This window comes from Pseudomonas sp. AL10, assembly GCF_029960685.1.
GTDB classification, from domain to species: Bacteria; Pseudomonadota; Gammaproteobacteria; order Pseudomonadales; family Pseudomonadaceae; genus Aquipseudomonas; species Aquipseudomonas lactis.
Window position 1 is genome coordinate 35,364 of record NZ_JASBQZ010000004.1, and the last position, 15,737, is coordinate 51,100.

General features: G+C 60.0%; 17 protein-coding genes and 1 tRNA gene. 11 read left to right on the forward strand and 7 right to left on the reverse strand.

The window, feature by feature from the left end; genetic code table 11:
* Positions 1-6 precede the first annotated feature (6 nt).
* On the reverse strand, positions 7-816 hold the full coding sequence (locus QK296_RS06355; RefSeq protein WP_034134431.1) for an AraC family transcriptional regulator: 810 nt from the start codon (positions 814-816) through the stop codon (positions 7-9).
* A 136-nt stretch (positions 817-952) separates the two neighbouring features.
* On the opposite strand from QK296_RS06355, the gene QK296_RS06360 reads away from it, so the two are divergent.
* Positions 953-1,591 carry a LysE family transporter gene (locus tag QK296_RS06360; RefSeq protein WP_034134430.1) on the forward strand — a complete coding sequence of 213 codons (639 nt, stop codon included), beginning with the start codon at positions 953-955 and terminating at the stop codon, positions 1,589-1,591.
* 44 nt (positions 1,592-1,635) lie between these two features.
* Positions 1,636-2,733 (forward strand): D-alanine--D-alanine ligase, encoded by a 1,098-nt coding sequence (gene ddlA, locus QK296_RS06365; RefSeq protein WP_169855846.1) that lies wholly within the window; start codon positions 1,636-1,638, stop codon positions 2,731-2,733.
* Between the two features lie 22 nt (positions 2,734-2,755).
* Here ddlA and QK296_RS06370 read toward each other — a convergent pair whose 3' ends face one another.
* The 6 genes from QK296_RS06370 to QK296_RS06395 all read right to left on the reverse strand — a co-directional run bounded on the left by QK296_RS06370 (position 2,756) and on the right by QK296_RS06395 (position 7,213).
* Positions 2,756-3,070 carry a helix-turn-helix domain-containing protein gene (locus QK296_RS06370; RefSeq protein ID WP_019817027.1) on the reverse strand — a complete coding sequence of 105 codons (315 nt, stop codon included), beginning with the start codon at positions 3,068-3,070 and terminating at the stop codon, positions 2,756-2,758.
* A complete protein-coding gene (locus QK296_RS06375) occupies positions 3,057-3,299 on the reverse strand; it encodes a hypothetical protein (RefSeq protein WP_282390710.1) in 243 nt (80 codons plus the stop codon). Before QK296_RS06375 ends, QK296_RS06370 begins: the two co-directional genes overlap by 14 nt.
* Before the next feature lie 272 nt (positions 3,300-3,571).
* Entirely contained in the window at positions 3,572-5,401 is a 1,830-nt protein-coding gene (gene ggt, locus QK296_RS06380; RefSeq protein WP_169855845.1) for a gamma-glutamyltransferase, read from the reverse strand.
* A gap of 36 nt (positions 5,402-5,437) precedes the next feature.
* Complete coding sequence (locus QK296_RS06385; RefSeq protein WP_034134427.1) at positions 5,438-6,217, reverse strand: PhzF family phenazine biosynthesis protein; 780 nt, start codon at positions 6,215-6,217, stop codon at positions 5,438-5,440.
* A gap of 129 nt (positions 6,218-6,346) precedes the next feature.
* Positions 6,347-6,423, reverse strand: a tRNA-Met gene (locus QK296_RS06390).
* Between the two features lie 238 nt (positions 6,424-6,661).
* Positions 6,662-7,213 (reverse strand): RNA polymerase sigma factor, encoded by a 552-nt coding sequence (locus tag QK296_RS06395; RefSeq protein WP_034134426.1) that lies wholly within the window; start codon positions 7,211-7,213, stop codon positions 6,662-6,664.
* 263 nt (positions 7,214-7,476) lie between these two features.
* Between QK296_RS06395 and QK296_RS06400 the strand changes: the two genes are divergently transcribed.
* The 9 genes from QK296_RS06400 to sctS are packed head-to-tail and all read left to right on the forward strand — an operon-like array spanning position 7,477 to position 15,727.
* Positions 7,477-8,532 carry a TyeA family type III secretion system gatekeeper subunit gene (locus tag QK296_RS06400; protein ID WP_094775113.1) on the forward strand — a complete coding sequence of 352 codons (1,056 nt, stop codon included), beginning with the start codon at positions 7,477-7,479 and terminating at the stop codon, positions 8,530-8,532.
* Entirely contained in the window at positions 8,529-10,622 is a 2,094-nt protein-coding gene (gene sctV / locus QK296_RS06405; RefSeq protein ID WP_034134424.1) for a type III secretion system export apparatus subunit SctV, read from the forward strand. The genes QK296_RS06400 and sctV overlap by 4 nt, the downstream gene beginning before the upstream one ends.
* A 37-nt stretch (positions 10,623-10,659) precedes the next feature.
* Entirely contained in the window at positions 10,660-11,565 is a 906-nt protein-coding gene (locus QK296_RS06410; protein WP_282390711.1) for an FHA domain-containing protein, read from the forward strand.
* Positions 11,562-12,920 carry a FliI/YscN family ATPase gene (locus QK296_RS06415; RefSeq protein WP_034134423.1) on the forward strand — a complete coding sequence of 453 codons (1,359 nt, stop codon included), beginning with the start codon at positions 11,562-11,564 and terminating at the stop codon, positions 12,918-12,920. Before QK296_RS06410 ends, QK296_RS06415 begins: the two co-directional genes overlap by 4 nt.
* Positions 12,907-13,335 carry a YscO family type III secretion system apparatus protein gene (locus QK296_RS06420; protein ID WP_003188325.1) on the forward strand — a complete coding sequence of 143 codons (429 nt, stop codon included), beginning with the start codon at positions 12,907-12,909 and terminating at the stop codon, positions 13,333-13,335. The genes QK296_RS06415 and QK296_RS06420 overlap by 14 nt, the downstream gene beginning before the upstream one ends.
* Complete coding sequence (locus tag QK296_RS06425) at positions 13,332-13,793, forward strand: type III secretion system HrpP C-terminal domain-containing protein (RefSeq protein WP_003188326.1); 462 nt, start codon at positions 13,332-13,334, stop codon at positions 13,791-13,793. Before QK296_RS06420 ends, QK296_RS06425 begins: the two co-directional genes overlap by 4 nt.
* A complete protein-coding gene (locus QK296_RS06430) occupies positions 13,790-14,803 on the forward strand; it encodes a FliM/FliN family flagellar motor switch protein (RefSeq protein ID WP_282390712.1) in 1,014 nt (337 codons plus the stop codon). The genes QK296_RS06425 and QK296_RS06430 overlap by 4 nt, the downstream gene beginning before the upstream one ends.
* Positions 14,800-15,456, forward strand: a complete 657-nt coding sequence (sctR, locus tag QK296_RS06435) for a type III secretion system export apparatus subunit SctR (RefSeq protein ID WP_003188328.1) — start codon at positions 14,800-14,802, stop codon at positions 15,454-15,456. Before QK296_RS06430 ends, sctR begins: the two co-directional genes overlap by 4 nt.
* Before the next feature lie 7 nt (positions 15,457-15,463).
* Positions 15,464-15,727, forward strand: a complete 264-nt coding sequence (sctS, locus tag QK296_RS06440) for a type III secretion system export apparatus subunit SctS (RefSeq protein ID WP_003188329.1) — start codon at positions 15,464-15,466, stop codon at positions 15,725-15,727.
* Positions 15,728-15,737 lie beyond the last annotated feature (10 nt).

A 15,737-nucleotide genomic window follows, 5' to 3' on the forward strand; every position in this document is an offset into this window, starting at 1 on the left:
CGCATTTCAGCGTCCGAGCATTTTCACCCAACGCGATGGCGGCATGCCGTAGGTGCTGCGAAATTGGCGGGTCATGTGGCTTTGGTCGGTGAAGCCTGCGGTCATCGCGGCATCCACCAACGATTGGCCTTGGGCCAATAAGTGGCGCACCAGGTCCAGCCGGCGCATGGTCAGGTAGCGGTAGGGGCTGGTGCCGAACAACACGCGAAAATCCCGCGATAACGCCCAGCGGTCACGGCCGGCGTGGTCGGCTATTTCATCCAGGGTGATGCTGCGGCCCAGGGCGCTGTGGATGAATTCACGAGCGCGTTCGGCCGCGATGTAGTCGAAGGATTTACGGCGGATGATGGCCCCGGACGCATCGCTCAGCGCGTGGGCCAGGTCGAACAGGGCGTCTTGCTCTTGCATCGGGTCTATCGGGCAATCGAGGCTTTGTAGCAACACTTCGCTGGCGCGGTGCAGCCTTGGGTCGGTGGACAAACCGCCGGGGATAAACGGCAACGGCTGCCCACCGAGGATCTGCTGGATCAGCGCCGGCTCCACATAAATCATCCGGTACTTGAAACCTTCGTCGCTGCCGGCGCGGCCGTCATGGGTTTCATCCGGGTGGATCACCATGGTGGTGCCGGGCAGGCTGTGGGTCGTACCGCCGCGGTAATGAAAACTCTGCACGCCGAACAACGTGCGCCCAATGGCGTAGGTGTCATGGCGGTGGGGGTCGAAGGCGAAGCCGGCAAAGTACGCCTCGATACGGTCCAGGCCGCTGGCGTGGGGCGCGCGGTGCAGCCAGTCGAGGGAGTGGGTGGGGTTGCCCATGGTGACTTGTCACAAAAGGAGGTGGAAACACGTTAACTGAGTCTGCACCGGTTGTCTGCCGGGGTCTTGTACGATTGTGCAGGTGTGGGGCGAGGCCTATGATCCATGCTCGTATACTGCGCTGGTGGTGCTCCTCATGGATTTTTTCAACCCCGCCTATGTGGCACCGCTGGTCTCGCTCGCGTTGCTGTGGACAGTCGCCGTGGTGACGCCTGGCCCCAACTTTTTCAATACGGCGCAGTTGGCCGCCAGCTGTTCCCGGCGTCACGGTGTAATGGCCTCGGCAGGCGTGGCCACCGGCACGATTATCTGGGGGCTGGCGGGAGGCCTGGGGATCAAATCGCTGTTTACCGCCGCGCCCATGTTGTACCTGGCGTTCAAGATCATTGGCGGCGGCTACCTGATCTATCTTGGCTTGAAGCTGTTCAAACGTTCGGCGCCAACGGCGGGGCAGGCGATGCTGCCCGATGAGCCACGCCGTTCATTGTTTTCTGCGTGGCGCTTCGGTTTGCTCGGCAACTTGTCCAATCCCAAGGCCGCGCTGTTCGTTGCTACGGCCTTTGCCTCGACCATGCCACCGTCACCATCGCCGGTGTTACTGACCTTGGCGGTCATCACCATGGCCACCTTATCGTTCAGTTGGTATACCAGCGTAGCCCTGGTGTTCTCCAGCGAGCGCATGGCCAACCTCTACAGCCGTTCGCGCAAGTGGCTCGACCGTTTTGCCGGGAGTTGTTACCTGTTGTTCGGTGCACATCTGGTAGCGAATCGCTGACTGCCCGTGGTAAGAAGCCTTACTTTCAACAGCGAGGCCGAGTCATGAGCAAGGTGCGGGTAGGTATTATTTTTGGTGGGCGTTCGGCTGAGCATGAGGTCTCGCTGCAATCGGCGCGCAACATTGTCGATGCCCTTGATCGCTCACGCTTCGAGCCGGTTTTGATCGGTATCGACAAGGCCGGCCACTGGCACCTCAACGACACCTCGAACTTCCTGCTCAACCAGGAAAACCCGGCGCTCATCGCCCTCAACCAGTCCAACCGTGAATTGGCCGTGGTGCCCGGCAAGGCCAGCCAGCAAGTGGTGGAAACCTGCGGCCAGGGCGTGCTGGAACACATCGACGTGATCTTCCCGATTGTCCACGGCACCCTCGGTGAAGACGGCTGCCTGCAAGGCTTGCTGCGCATGGCGGACTTGCCCTTCGTCGGCTCCGACGTGCTCGGCTCGGCGGTGTGCATGGACAAAGACATCAGCAAGCGCCTGCTGCGTGACGCGGGTATTGCGGTCACGCCGTTCATCACCCTCACGCGCGGTAACGCGGCGCGCACCTCGTTCGAAACGGCCGCTGGCAAGCTCGGTGTGCCGATGTTCGTCAAGCCCGCCAACCAGGGTTCGTCGGTGGGGGTGAGCAAAGTCAGTGACGAAACCGAATACCGCGCTGCCGTTGAACTGGCGTTGGGGTTTGATGAGAAAGTGCTGGTGGAGTCCGCCGTCCAAGGCCGTGAAATCGAATGCGCCGTGCTGGGTAATGACGAGCCCATCGCCAGCGGTTGTGGCGAGATCGTGGTGAGCAGTGGTTTTTATTCCTACGACAGCAAATACATCGACGGCCAGGCCGCCCAGGTGGTGGTGCCGGCGGATATCAGCCATGAAGCCAGCGAGCGCATTCGCCGCCTGGCCATCGAAGCGTTTGAGGTGTTGGGCTGCGTCGGGTTGGCGCGGGTGGATGTGTTCCTGACGCCGGACGGCGAAGTGCTGATCAACGAGATCAACTCCCTGCCCGGTTTTACTCGCATCAGCATGTACCCTAAGCTGTGGCAGGCGGCGGGCATGAGCTACAGCGAGCTTGTCAGCCGGTTGATCGAGCTGGCGCTGGAGCGGCATGCGGGGCGCAAGGGCTTGAAGATCAACCGCCAGTGATTGGCCCGAAGCAGTAACGCGATCAGGCGTTACTGAGTACTTCGCGAAAAACGTCCGGCCTTATGGCCGCAATATGCAGTAGCGAACGTGCTGCTCCGGAAGGTGCGCGACGCCCTTGCTCCCATTCTTGAAGGGTTCTTACTGACACGCCCAGAAGCTCGGCAAATTTGGGTTGTGAGAGCCCTGTCTTGCTTCTTGCTTCGGCAGCCTGAGTGACCTCAACGTGCTGCACGGCCCCGTAACGTCCCGCTTTGACATCCTGAATGGCTGTGAGTAGTTCTTCGCCTATATTGCGTTTGGCGTCACGTTCCTTCAGTTCTTTATCAGTGAGTGGCATGGTTCATTTCCTTTGCGATTTTGTACAGGATATGTGCCGGAATATTCTCCGTGGCGCTCTTGCCATAAATCAGTAGCGCGACGACTGCTCCGCACTCCAGTTGTGTGGTGTAGATGACCCGCACTGATCCACTTTTACCCCGGCCCTCCATGCTCCAGGGTATCTTTCGGCAACCTCCCGAGCGCGGAATGACATTTCCAGCATCAGGATGGCTGGCGAGAAACGCCATGAAGATACCTTTTTCATCTTCAGTCCAATAGTCAGGCCATTGCCTGCTGAAGAGAGGGGATTCTATGAGAGTGAACACGCGAAATTCTACGTCTTTGACGTAGCCTCTGGCAAGAAAGGGCGGGCCAGAAAATCGCAGGTGAGATGGGGCTGCTCAAGAAGGTTTTTATCGCAAAAGATGACATGGCACTTTGAGTTCTGGCGCTCCGCGTAGGATTTAAGGCGTAAGGGTGCAGGTCTTTTTTTATAAGCCTGTACGGATAGATCAACACCTTAATCACCCAACGCCTCACCTTCACGCCGAGGGTCCGCGCCACCACTGAGCGTCACCTTGCCCTGGGCATCCCGTGTGCGCACGATGGCCTGCACGCCGCTGGTCATCTCGATCTCGCTCAGGGCGTGGCCCTTGTCCTTGAGCGCCTGTTTAAGCGCCGGGCTGAACAGCCCAGCTTCCAACTCGGTAGCACCATTGCGACTGCCGAAGTTGGGCAGGCTGATGGCCGCCTGCGGGTCGAGCTTCCAGTCGAGCATGGCCACCAGGGATTTACTCACGTACTCGATGATCTGCGAGCCGCCGGGGGAGCCGACGGTAGCCAGCAGTTCGCCCGAGTTGCGGTCGAACACCAAGGTCGGCGCCATGGCCGAGCGTGGGCGTTTGCCCGGTTGCACGCGGTTGGCCACAGGCTGGCCGTTTTCTTCGGGGATGAAGGAGAAGTCGGTCATCTGGTTGTTGAGCAAAAAGCCCTGGACCATCACATGAGAGCCGAATGCCGCTTCAACCGTGGTGGTCATCGACACGGCGCCGCCCTGGTCGTCCACCGCCACCACCTGTGAGGTGGAGATGCGCAGCGGCGAGCGGTCTGGCGCATACGCTACCTGAATACCGGCGGGTTGGCCGGGCTTGGCGATGCCCATGCTGCGTTCGCCGATCAGCGTGGCGCGCTGCGCCAGGTAACTCGGTGCGACGAGGCCGGCGACGGGTACGGGGGTGAAGTCTGCATCGGCCACGTACAGCGCGCGGTCGGCAAAGGCCAGGCGCCCGGCTTCAGCGAGCAGGTGCACGGCCTCGGGTGTCGGTTCAAGCCCGGCCGGCGAAGCACTCTTGATCGGAGTCATCGGGGCGATGGCCAGGCGCGGGTCGCGGGTTTCCAGGGCCAGCAGTGTCCCGAGGATCTGCGCCACGGCTATCCCGCCCGAGGACGGCGGTGGCATGCCGCAGACCTTCCATTGTTTGTAGTCGGTGCACAGCGGTGCGCGTTGCTTGGCGGCGTAGCCCTTGAGGTCGGCCTGGGACAAGCTGCCGGCATTGCGATGGCCCTGCACCTTGCGTGCGATCTCCTCGGCAATCGGGCCTTGGTACAGCGCGTCCGGCCCTTCCTTGGCGATGCGCTTGAACACGACGGCCAGTGCCGGGTTTTTCAGCAGCGTGCCGGTGGCTTTTGGCGAGCCATCGGCATTCAGGAAGTACGCCGCCATGTCGGGCGATTGCGCGATAAAGCGGTCTGCGGCGATCAAGCTGTGCAAACGCGGGGAAATGGCGAAGCCTTGCTCCGACAAGCGAATCGCCGGCTCGAACAGCTTGGCCCATGGCAAGTGGCCGCTCTTTTTGTGCGCCATCTCCAGGGCGCGCAATACCCCTGGCGTGCCCACCGAGCGCCCGCCAATCTGCGCATCCGTGAACGCCATCGGCGTACCGTCGCCCTTCAGGAACAAGCGCTCCGTCGCCCCGGCCGGCGCAGTTTCGCGGCCGTCGTAAGCCTGCACGTTGTGCCCATCCCACAGCATGATGAACGCACCGCCGCCGATGCCGGACGACTGCGGCTCCACCAGGGTCAATACCGCTTGCATGGCAATCGCCGCATCAATAGCCGAACCGCCTTGGCGCAACATCTCACGCCCGGCCTCAGCGGCCAGTGGGTTGGCGGCGGCGGCCATATGGCGCTCGGCGTGGCGTGTGCTCAGGTCGGTGCGATAGCCCGAGCCCAGCTCTGGCGCCGGTGGCTGTTCGTTGACCGGCGTGTGGCAGGCGGCGAGGGCCAGGGCTGCGGCGATGACTGTCAGGCTGCGGCGGGAAATCAAAAACACGCGCTGAACTCCGTTCATGGTGAGAAGGGGCTGTTGTCCTTGGGCTACTGCGTTTTACAGGTAAATCGTGCCTTGCATGTACAGCACGGCCTTGCCGGAAATAATCACCCGGTCACCCTGCAGCTCACAGCGCAACTGGCCTTTACGCTGGCCGCCTTGCTCGGCGCTCAATTGCGATTTGCCCAGGCGCTCGGCCCAGAACGGTGCCAGCGAGGTGTGCGCCGAGCCGGTAACCGGGTCTTCGTTGACGCCGACATTCGGGCCGAACCAGCGCGAGACAAAATCAAACCGCGTGCTTTTGGCGGTTACCGCAATCCCGCGTTTAGGCAGGCCCTTGAGCCGTGCGAAATCCGGTGTGAGGGCCGCTACCTGGGCTTCATCCTCCACCAGCACAATGTAGTCGTCGGTGCCAAACACCTCGGCGGTTTCAAGCCCCAGGGCGCTCAACATGCCGTGGGGCGGCTCGCAGCGTTCGGGTTTTTTGGCTGGAAAATCCATCGCTAGCTCATCGCCGTTGCGCGTTACCCGCAACTCGCCGCTACGGGTGGCAAAGCGCAACACCTGCGGGGCGTCCGCCAGCTGATGGATCAACACCCACGCGGCCGCCAACGTGGCATGGCCGCACAGGTCCACCTCCACTTGCGGGGTGAGCCAGCGCAACTCATAGAAGTCGCCACGGGGTACGAAGAACGCGGTTTCCGAAAGATTGTTCTCGGCCGCAATCTGCTGCAGTTGCTCATCAGGCAGCCACTCAGTCAGTGGGCACACTGCTGCCGGGTTGCCGCCGAAGGGATGGTAGCTGAAAGCGTCGACTTGGTAGATGTCCAGTTGCATCGGGGGCACTCCTTGTTTAGGGGAGGCTGGACACTAACAGTGGGGTAGGGGGGCGTCAAAATACAGTTGGGGAGTTTTTTTGCGCGCATAAAAAAACGGCCTACCTTTCGGTAAGCCGTTTTTAGTACTTGGTGGCTACACAGGGACTTGAACCCCGGACCCCAGCATTATGAATGCTATGCTCTAACCAACTGAGCTATGTAGCCAAGTGGCGCGCATTATTCGCTTGGAACGACAATGCGTCAAGCGTTTTTGTTGAAAATTTTTCTACGCTTTCAACTGTTTAAGCCAAAACGCTGATTTTTGGCGACGGGCGGTGGCGAATGCACCGTGGATGAGGGGGAGTAGAAGACGCTCGGTGTCTTTGAAGGTTTACTCGCGGGCCAAGTCCGACAGTGTTGGGCAGATATCCCTGTCGCCCAACGCTTGACCGGCTACTTCAACTTACGGGTGCAGTGGGGGGTGGGTGACGCGCTTGAGCTGTTCGCGTGCCCGTGACAGGCGCGAGCGCACGGTGCCGATAGGAATGTCCAGTACGTCGGCGGTGTCCTGGTAGCTGCCGTCGGTTTCCAGCGAGGCATACAACGTCCTACGCATTTCTGTGGGCAAGTGATCGATCGCGCTCAGGGTATTTTCCAGTCGCCGGTTGACCTCGAATTCCCAGTCCAGGCTGTGGCTTTCTTCCTGTCCGTGCCACAGCGACTCATCGAATTCGCAATGTGCAGGCTTGGCATATAGGCGTCGAAAGTGGTTGCGGATCAGGTTTTGCGCGATACCGCACATCCAGGTACTCAGCGTCGCGGTACCACTGAAACGCTCGCGATTGCGCCAGGCCTCCAAGTATGTCAGTTGCAAAAGATCATCCGCGTCTTCCGGGTTGAGTACCCGTTTGTGAATGAAACGTCGGAGTTTTTTCTGTTGGTCGTCTGTCAGATGGAGCATGAATTGAGGCGAACTGCCACCAAGGTGAGCTAAGGCTTCAATAGGGATATTCATGATTTTTCCTTAAGGTAGACGCAGTCGAAATAGTTTCGGCGTTTACCTCTTTTGCACTGCCTGTGCCAAAGGAGAATCTGCACATAACCCAATGATTTATATATATAAATACTTTAATTTCGTGGCGCTTTTGTGCAGTAATTTGCAAAAGGCACCAGGGGCTTGTGCGGGTTTTTTCACCTTGTTGGAAGAGCGAGTTTCAATGGAACCATCTGGACGGTCCTAACCACACATTGGCACTCTCTTCCTGTACTGGCCTGCCCATGAAAGTCGAATCTACCCCCGATGTGCCAATGACCCCCCGTGTGGAACTCCCCACCGTTAGCCCGGCCGCCAAGCCTGAGCCAGGCCAAGGTATCGATGATCTTTTCCTGCACTTCAGTCAGGAGGTTGAATCCAGCAGCCGTACGTTGGACAAACGCAAAATTGGCGTACGTGTGCCTCCTGTCCAGGCGCTCGCGCAGCTCTATGAGCAGTTGGGGCATCCGGCCCAGGAAAGCTTTGCCGCGGTAGCGCGTCGAATCAGGCTGCAATTGCTGATGCAACCCAGCATCGATAAGTTGCTGGAGGCCACTGGCGGTGATCCGGCGCGCACCTTCGTGGTACTCAAGGCGGTGTGGGAGCAGGCCGAGGCCGACGTGCGCAGCGCCGAAGCCGACCTGGCGCGGGATGCTATTGCCAAGCTGGAGGTCCGTTTCAAAGGGCAGATCCAGGCGGGCATGAATATCGCCATGGCCTTGCAGACGGCGGGTGGCGATCCACAAGAGTGCCAGGCACTGCGCGCGCTCTACTACGCCAGTGTGGTGACACGGCAATCCCTGGCCACCATGATGCAGGCGCTGCTGGGCGTCTACGGTGACGACCGTTTTGCACATGGCTTGAATGTGATGTCCAGCGCCCTGACGGCCGACATCGCCGCCCATGTGTCCTCCGTGCCTACGGCAATGTTGCGCACCCTGCTGGTAGGGCTGCGCAGCTGCAGTGCATTGAGCGGGGTGTTGTGCAGCTGTCGTGAGCTGGTCCAGAACCTTGCAACCGAACTGCATGCGGTAAGCCTGCTGCAACGCCTGCTGGGTTATACAAGTACCGGCATCGTGACAAATGAAGTCATGCGCCTGGCCGAAGATATAGGGGCCGGCACGTCAACACTCGTGGCGCTTAACGCGCTTTATCCGCTGTTTCTAAAGTTGCCCCTGGCTTTGTGGCCGGATAGCCAGTCACGCCAAGAGGCGCTGCACAACTTTCTACTGGTGATGGACGAGCTTGCCCGCCTCGAAGGCATAAGCTCGGGCTTTCCTAATTCGAGTCTCCTGGCGTGAACGTGCTGTCCACCGTCAACGGCATACTGCTCAAGGTAGCGCAGCGCGCCGAGGTCTTGGGCGCCGTGGTGATCATGGCCATTGTGTTCATCTTCATCGTGCCGCTGCCTACCTGGCTGGTGGACATTCTGATTGCGCTGAATATCTGTATTTCCTGCCTGCTGATCATGCTGGCGCTGTACTTGCCCGGGCCTTTGGCGTTCTCTTCCTTCCCGTCGATTTTGTTGCTGACCACCATGTTTCGGCTGGCATTGTCGATCGCTACGACGCGCTTGATTCTGCTCGAACAGGACGCCGGCGATATCGTTGAGGCCTTCGGCAACTTCGTAGTGGGCGGCAACCTGGCTGTTGGGATGGTGATCTTCCTGATCCTGACCCTGGTCAACTTTCTGGTGATCACCAAGGGCTCTGAGCGGGTTGCCGAAGTGGCGGCGCGCTTCAGCCTGGACGCAATGCCGGGCAAGCAGATGTCCATCGACAGTGACTTGCGTGCCGGCTTGATCGACGGTGGGCAAGCGCGCGACAAGCGTGAACAGTTGTCTCGCGAGAGCCAGCTGTTTGGCGCCATGGATGGCGCGATGAAGTTCGTCAAAGGCGATGCCATCGCTGGCTTGATCATTGTGGTGGTCAACCTGCTGGGTGGATTTTCCACGGGGATGTTCCAGCACGGCTTGAGCGCCGGCGATTCGATGGCGCTGTATTCTGTGCTGACCATCGGTGATGGCCTGATTGCGCAGATTCCCGCGCTGCTGATCTCCCTGACCGCCGGTATGATCATTACCCGCGTGGCACCGGAAGGGCGCAAGGGCGTCACGAACATGGGCGCCGAGATCGCACGCCAGATGACCAGTGAGCCCAAGAGCTGGATGATCGCCTCGGTGGCCATGCTGGTGTTTGCGATCGTGCCTGGCATGCCGACCCTGGTGTTTATACTGCTAGCGATGATGACCGGCGCCTTGGGTTATTACCTCGACCGTCGGCGCCGACGTGAAGCGCAGCCAGAAGCCGAAGCCGTCGAAGCCATACGGCCTGAAGAAAATGGCAAAGAGGACCTGCGCGGGTTTGATCCGTCCCGGCCTTATCTGTTGCAGTTTCCCTCGGCCTTGCGCGGCACGCCTGAGGTGACCGATCTTATTCACGGCATCCGTCAGGTTCGAAATTCCCTGGTTGCCAATATCGGCCTGACATTGCCGCCGTTTGAGGTCGAGATCGATGACTCGCTGGCCGATGATGAAATGCGCTTCTGCGTCCATGAAGTGCCAATGGTCAAGGCGTCTGTGGTCCAGCGCGTTGCCGTAGAGCGCAGCGCCCTGACGGTTGAGCCTGAGCATGGCATACCGGGATTGGCCGAGCGTAACGAACAGGATTGGCTCTGGCTGCCACCTGACGACCCACTGCTCAATGACACGCAGTTGGAGCGTTTCAATGCGACGAGCCTGATCGTCGAGCGCATGAAGAAGGCGATGATGCTCAGCGGGCCGCAGTTCCTGGGGATTCAGGAGAGCAAGGCGATCCTCAGTTGGCTGGAGAGCAATCAACCCGAACTGGTGCAGGAGCTGCAGCGCATCATGCCGATCTCGCGCTTTTCGGCGGTGCTGCAACGCCTGGCCAGCGAAGGGGTTCCGCTGCGCGCCGTGAGGTTGATTGTCGAATCGCTGATCGAATACGGCCAGCACGAACGTGAGCCCGAAGCACTGGCGGACTATGCGCGCATTGCCCTCAAGTCGCAGATCTACCACCAGTACAGCGAGGCCGATGGGCTGCATGCCTGGCTGTTGTCACCGCAGACCGAAAACGTTTTGCGCGAGGCACTGCGTCAGACCCAGACCGGGGTGTTCTTTGCACTCGACGGCGACAATAGCGCTGCGCTGATCAACCTGCTCAACCAGGCCTTCAGTGCACGCGCAAAAATAAAAAGCGTGTTGTTGGTGGCGCAGGATTTGCGCAGCCCCTTGCGAACCTTGTTGCTTGAGGAATTCAACCATGTACCGGTGTTGTCTTTCGCCGAGCTGGGGAGCAATTCCAAGGTCAAGGTGCTGGGGCGTTTTGACCTTGGCCAGGATGAGTTGATGTACGGGACATTGGCATGAACACATCGCTACTTGCAGAGTACGGGGGGGCGTACTGATGTTCGAACTCCGAGTATTGGATGGTTCGCATCAAGGGGCCGCGCTGCCTCTGTTTGGTGAGCAATGGAGCCTTGGCGCCAACGCGGGCGCCGACCTCTTGCTGGATGACCCTGGTGTCGCCGAGCACCACGCACGCCTGTTATTGCTCGAAGGGCGATGGTCGGTGCAGGCTGAAGCGGGGCTGCTGAAAAACAGCGATGGGCAAATGTTGGCGCAGATCGGTGATCTGGCACTCAACACGCCGTTTGTGATTGGCTCCGTCAGCTTGTGTGTCAGCCCTGCCGATCATCCTTGGCGCCAGGCATCAGTGCTCAAGCCGCCTCAGCCGGCAACGGAGCCCTTGCCCCAGGCGCCATTGCCGCTGACGCTGTCTTCCATTTCCGCGTTGCAGCAAAAACGCTTGGTCAGCCTGGTGCTGCTATGCGCCGTGATCATCGCTGCGGTCGGCATTATCTTCAGCGGTGAGCGCGAGGCCCAGGCATCGCTGATGCCGGCGGCCATTCAGAAACCTGGGTTGGACTCACCCGCTGAGGTGCGTCAGCAACTCGTGAGGATGCTCAACGAGCGCGAATTGCTCCAACGTGTCAGCTTGCAGATCGTCAATGGTCAGATTGCCCTCAATGGTGTTGTTTCCCAAGATGAAGTGGAACTGATTGCGCGCATGCTCGACCGTTTTGCCGAGCAATTCGACACTGTGGTGCCGGTGATCAGTCGCGTACGGGTACGCGATGCCAGGTTACCGTTCAAGATCTTGCAGATAGTGGGCGGTCCGAATGGCCACGTGGTGCTTGAAGAAGGAACCCGCTTATTCGTGGGTGATGAAGTAGATGGTCTGCGCCTGGTTTTGATCGATAACAGCAAAGTGGTTTTCGACGGCGAGCAACGTTATGAGGTGGGCTGGTGAAGGGTTCGCTGCAGGAGCGTCTGGAGGCCTGGCAACTGAACCAGTCACAGGCGTTGAGCAGTTTCGCACCGGTGACAATGCGCGGTCGTATTCAGCGCGTGAACGGCATGCTGCTGCAATGCCGATTGCCGCAGGCCCGTATCGGCGACCTATGCCAAGTGGAAAAAACACCAGGCGACTACATGCTCGCCGAGATCATCGGGTTCGATCAGCGCGATGCGGTGCTCAGTGCCCTGGGCAATCTGGAAGGCGTGCGTGTAGGGGCCAGCGTTGCGCGTTTGGGGGTTCCGCATCAGGTTCGGGTCGGTGATGAGCTGTTGGGACAGGTGCTGGATGGTTTTGGTCGCCCGATTGCGGGCGATGGTGTGGGCGCGTTCGTGGAAGCGGACACACCTGGGGCGAGCACCGTGTTATGTGAGGCGCCTCTTCCTACCGAACGGCCGCGGATCAACCGTGCACTCGCTACGGGTGTGCGCTCGATTGATGGCCTGATGACCCTAGGGGAAGGCCAACGCGTGGGGCTGTTTGCCGGTGCCGGTTGTGGCAAGACCACCTTGTTGGCCGAGATCGCCCGTAACGTGGAGTGCGATGTGATCGTATTCGGTCTCATCGGGGAGCGGGGCCGGGAGTTGCGCGAGTTTCTTGATCACGAACTGGATGAGCAGTTGCGTGCCAAGGCCGTGTTGGTGTGCGCAACCTCCGACCGCTCAAGCATGGAGCGCGCGCGTGCCGCGTTCACGGCAACCGCGCTGGCCGAAGGTTTCCGGCGTAAGGGCCAGCGGGTGCTGTTGCTGATCGACTCTCTGACGCGTTTTGCCAGGGCCCAGCGTGAAATCGGCCTGGCTGCCGGTGAACCCTTGGGGCGCGGTGGTCTGCCGCCGTCGGTCTACAGTTTGCTGCCACGCTTGGTGGAGCGTGCCGGCTTGACCCGTGAAGGCGTGATCACGGCCATCTATACAGTGCTGATCGAACAGGACTCCATGAACGATCCGGTGGCGGATGAGGTGCGCTCTCTGCTCGACGGGCATATCGTCCTGTCGCGCAAGCTGGCCGAGCGCGGCCACTACCCGGCGGTCGATGTACTGGCCAGCCTTTCGCGGATTCTGAGCAATGTCGCCGAGCCCGTGCATATCCGCGCCGGTACGGCGTTACGACGCTTGCTGTCGGCCTACCAGCAGATCGAGCTGATGCTCAAGCTAGGGGAATATCAGCCCGGCAACGATGCGCTCACCGACCTGGCAGTTGACAGTCGGCAGGCGGTGGATGGCTTTCTGCGCCAGGACTTGCGCGAACCTTCGCCGCTTGCCGCCACCATGGATCAATTGGCTGAGTTGACCGCCCATGTCCCATTCTGAAGTGTTACCGGGTGAAATCGACACCCTGCGACGTTTGCGCCGACACCGTGCTGACCGCGCCGAGCGTGCGCTGCGTGAGGCAAAACGGGCGCAGCAAGCGCTGGTCGAGCACATCCGGGAGGCGCAAGAAGTCCTCGAGCAAACCCGCCTGGAAGAGGCCCGGCAATGCGCCGAGCTGTTGAGTTTGCACCAGGGGCAGGTAGTGACGTTCAAGGCGCTGAAAAACTGGAATGCCAAGGAGCGGCAATTATCGGCGGGTACCCGGCGTGAAGAAGGCCAGTTGTTGCAACTCAAAGAGCAGCAGCACGAGCAGGCTGCACAGGTCGGCCACGCGCAGAAACACGTCACCTTGTGCTTGCGCCAGGTGGAAAAAATCCAAGAGCTATCTAAGTTACTGACGCAGGAGCCGATATGAAACAGGTTTCAGTTAGTCCGCCTGAACGTCCGCGTCCGCGTGAGTCTCGCGATGACCGTGCGCCTGAATTCGGCGCCCTCGTGCCTTGGGAGCAAGGACGATTGTTCGCCCGGTTGTTTAACGATGGGGGCCAGGACGGCGGGGGATATGGAACGTCTCTGAACGCAATCAAAGCCTCGGGCGATGTCGCCATGATCGAGGCGTTGACCGAGCAGTTGGCGCCGCGAATGCTCGTCGGTTCGCAATGGCCGATGATGGCGGTTTTTCACCTGGGCCGCCTGGGACGGATCAACGCCAGTGTCCGCCGGGAGCAGGGGAGCTGGAATGTCGAGCTGGACGCGGAGCAAGACAACACGGCGCGCTGGCTCAGTGGCGTACGCCAACAATGTGAGCAACGGCTGGCGGCGAGCCTGCGCCAGCCCGTCAATGTGTATCTGGCAAAATCGGCGCAGGCATGATGCTGCCACCTCTGATATTTCCCACATTCAAAGCCGATATTGCGGTTGCCCGGCAGCGGTTGGGGCAAGGGTTGTGTATGCCGTTCGAGGTCGCCGGGTCGAGAGGCGAGTTGAGAATGGAGCCTGGTACTGCTCCAGTGGGTATACAGCCGCTCTGCTTCGAAACCGCCTGTGGAGTACTGGCCTTCAGTGAGCCAGGACCGCAGTTCAGCTTGATGGGCGAATGCCCGGTGACGTTCGCACAGGCCGGCAACGATCCCGACGCCTGGTTCTGGGAGTTGTTTCAGCATCATCTGAGCCCTCAGGTGCAAGCGCTGTTTGGTTACCTGCGTTTGCTGCCCGGCACCCGTCCCTTGAACTTTGGTTGTCGACTCTGCGTGACGCTCGGCGCCTCTCGCGTCACGGGCTATCTGTGGCTGTCTGTCGAGAGCTTTCTGGCGCTATGCAAGGCGGGGCCGTGGCGGCTCAAGGCTGAGCCAATGCCGGCGCAGTTTCAGCTGGCGGTGGACGTAACGCTCGGGCGCCTGCGGTTGTCCATGCACCAGTTGCGCAGCTTGCGTGCCGGTGACGTGCTGGTGCTTGAACGCGCCTTTTTCAGTGCGTCGGGAACCGGCCACGTGCAGGTTGGCAAACAGCGTCTGGTGGGCTGGATCGACGCTGGATCCGGGCCGACGCGTCTTACCCTTACTTCTATCGAGGATATGTTTGTGGACGAGGATTTTGCAACACAGCCTTTCTCAGGGCATGAGGATGAAACAGCGGTGATGGATGTGTTCGGGCATGAACCCTTCGACGAACTGAGCATGGCGCTCAATGTGCGGTGCGGTACGCTGAACCTGACCCTCGGCGAATTGCGCAACCTTGCGCCCGGCGCGGTACTGGGGGTCGCAGGCTACGCCCCTGGCACTGCGGGGCTCTACTACGGCGACCGCCCCCTCGGCCAGGGCCAGTTGGTTGAAGTGGACGGGCGGCTGGGGCTGCAGATGACTCGCGTGATCTTTTCTCGATGAGTAGTTTCCAGGGAATAGATCCGGTCGTCCTGGCAATATTTCTGGGGGCATTGTCGTTGATGCCCATGCTGTTGGTCGTCTGCACGGCGTTCCTGAAGATCGTGATTGTGCTGATGATCACCCGAAATGCCATCGGTGTGCAGCAGGTGCCTCCGGGCATGGCCATCAATGGTATTGCCCTGGCGGCCACCCTGTTCATCATGGCGCCTGTAGGCTATGAGATGGCCGAGATCGTCAAGGTGTCGCCCCTGGACCTGACCAGCGTGGGCGCACTTCAGCAGACGGGAATGGAGGCGATCAAACCATTGCGCACCTTCATGCTGCGCAACAGTGACCCGGATATCCTTACCCACCTGTTGGAAAATGCCATGCGCATGTGGCCGGCACAGATGGCGCAGGAGGTCCAACGTGAGGACCTGATCCTGCTGGCGCCGGCCTTTGTGCTGTCACAGTTGCAGGCGGGGTTCGAAATCGGCTTCCTGATCTATATCCCTTTCATCGTGATTGACCTGATTGTCTCCAATCTCTTGTTGGCGCTGGGGATGCAAATGGTCTCGCCCATGACCATTTCCCTGCCGCTCAAATTGCTCTTGTTCGTGATGGTCTCCGGGTGGTCGCGGTTGCTCGACAGCCTGTTCCTTTCCTATCTCTGAGTGGCCTATGGAACCCATCGTATTATTCAAGCAGGGCATGTTGCTGGTAGTGATGCTGACGGCGCCGCCGCTGATTGTGGCGGTGGTGGTGGGGGTCATGACCTCCCTGGTGCAGGCGCTGATGCAGGTGCAGGACCAGACGTTACCCTTTGGTATCAAGCTGGTGGCAGTGGGGATCACCCTGATCATGACCGGCCGCTGGATCGGTGTGGAGTTGATCCAATTGATGAACGTGACCTTTGACATGATCGGTCGCTCGGCCCTGCACTGAGGTCTTGCCT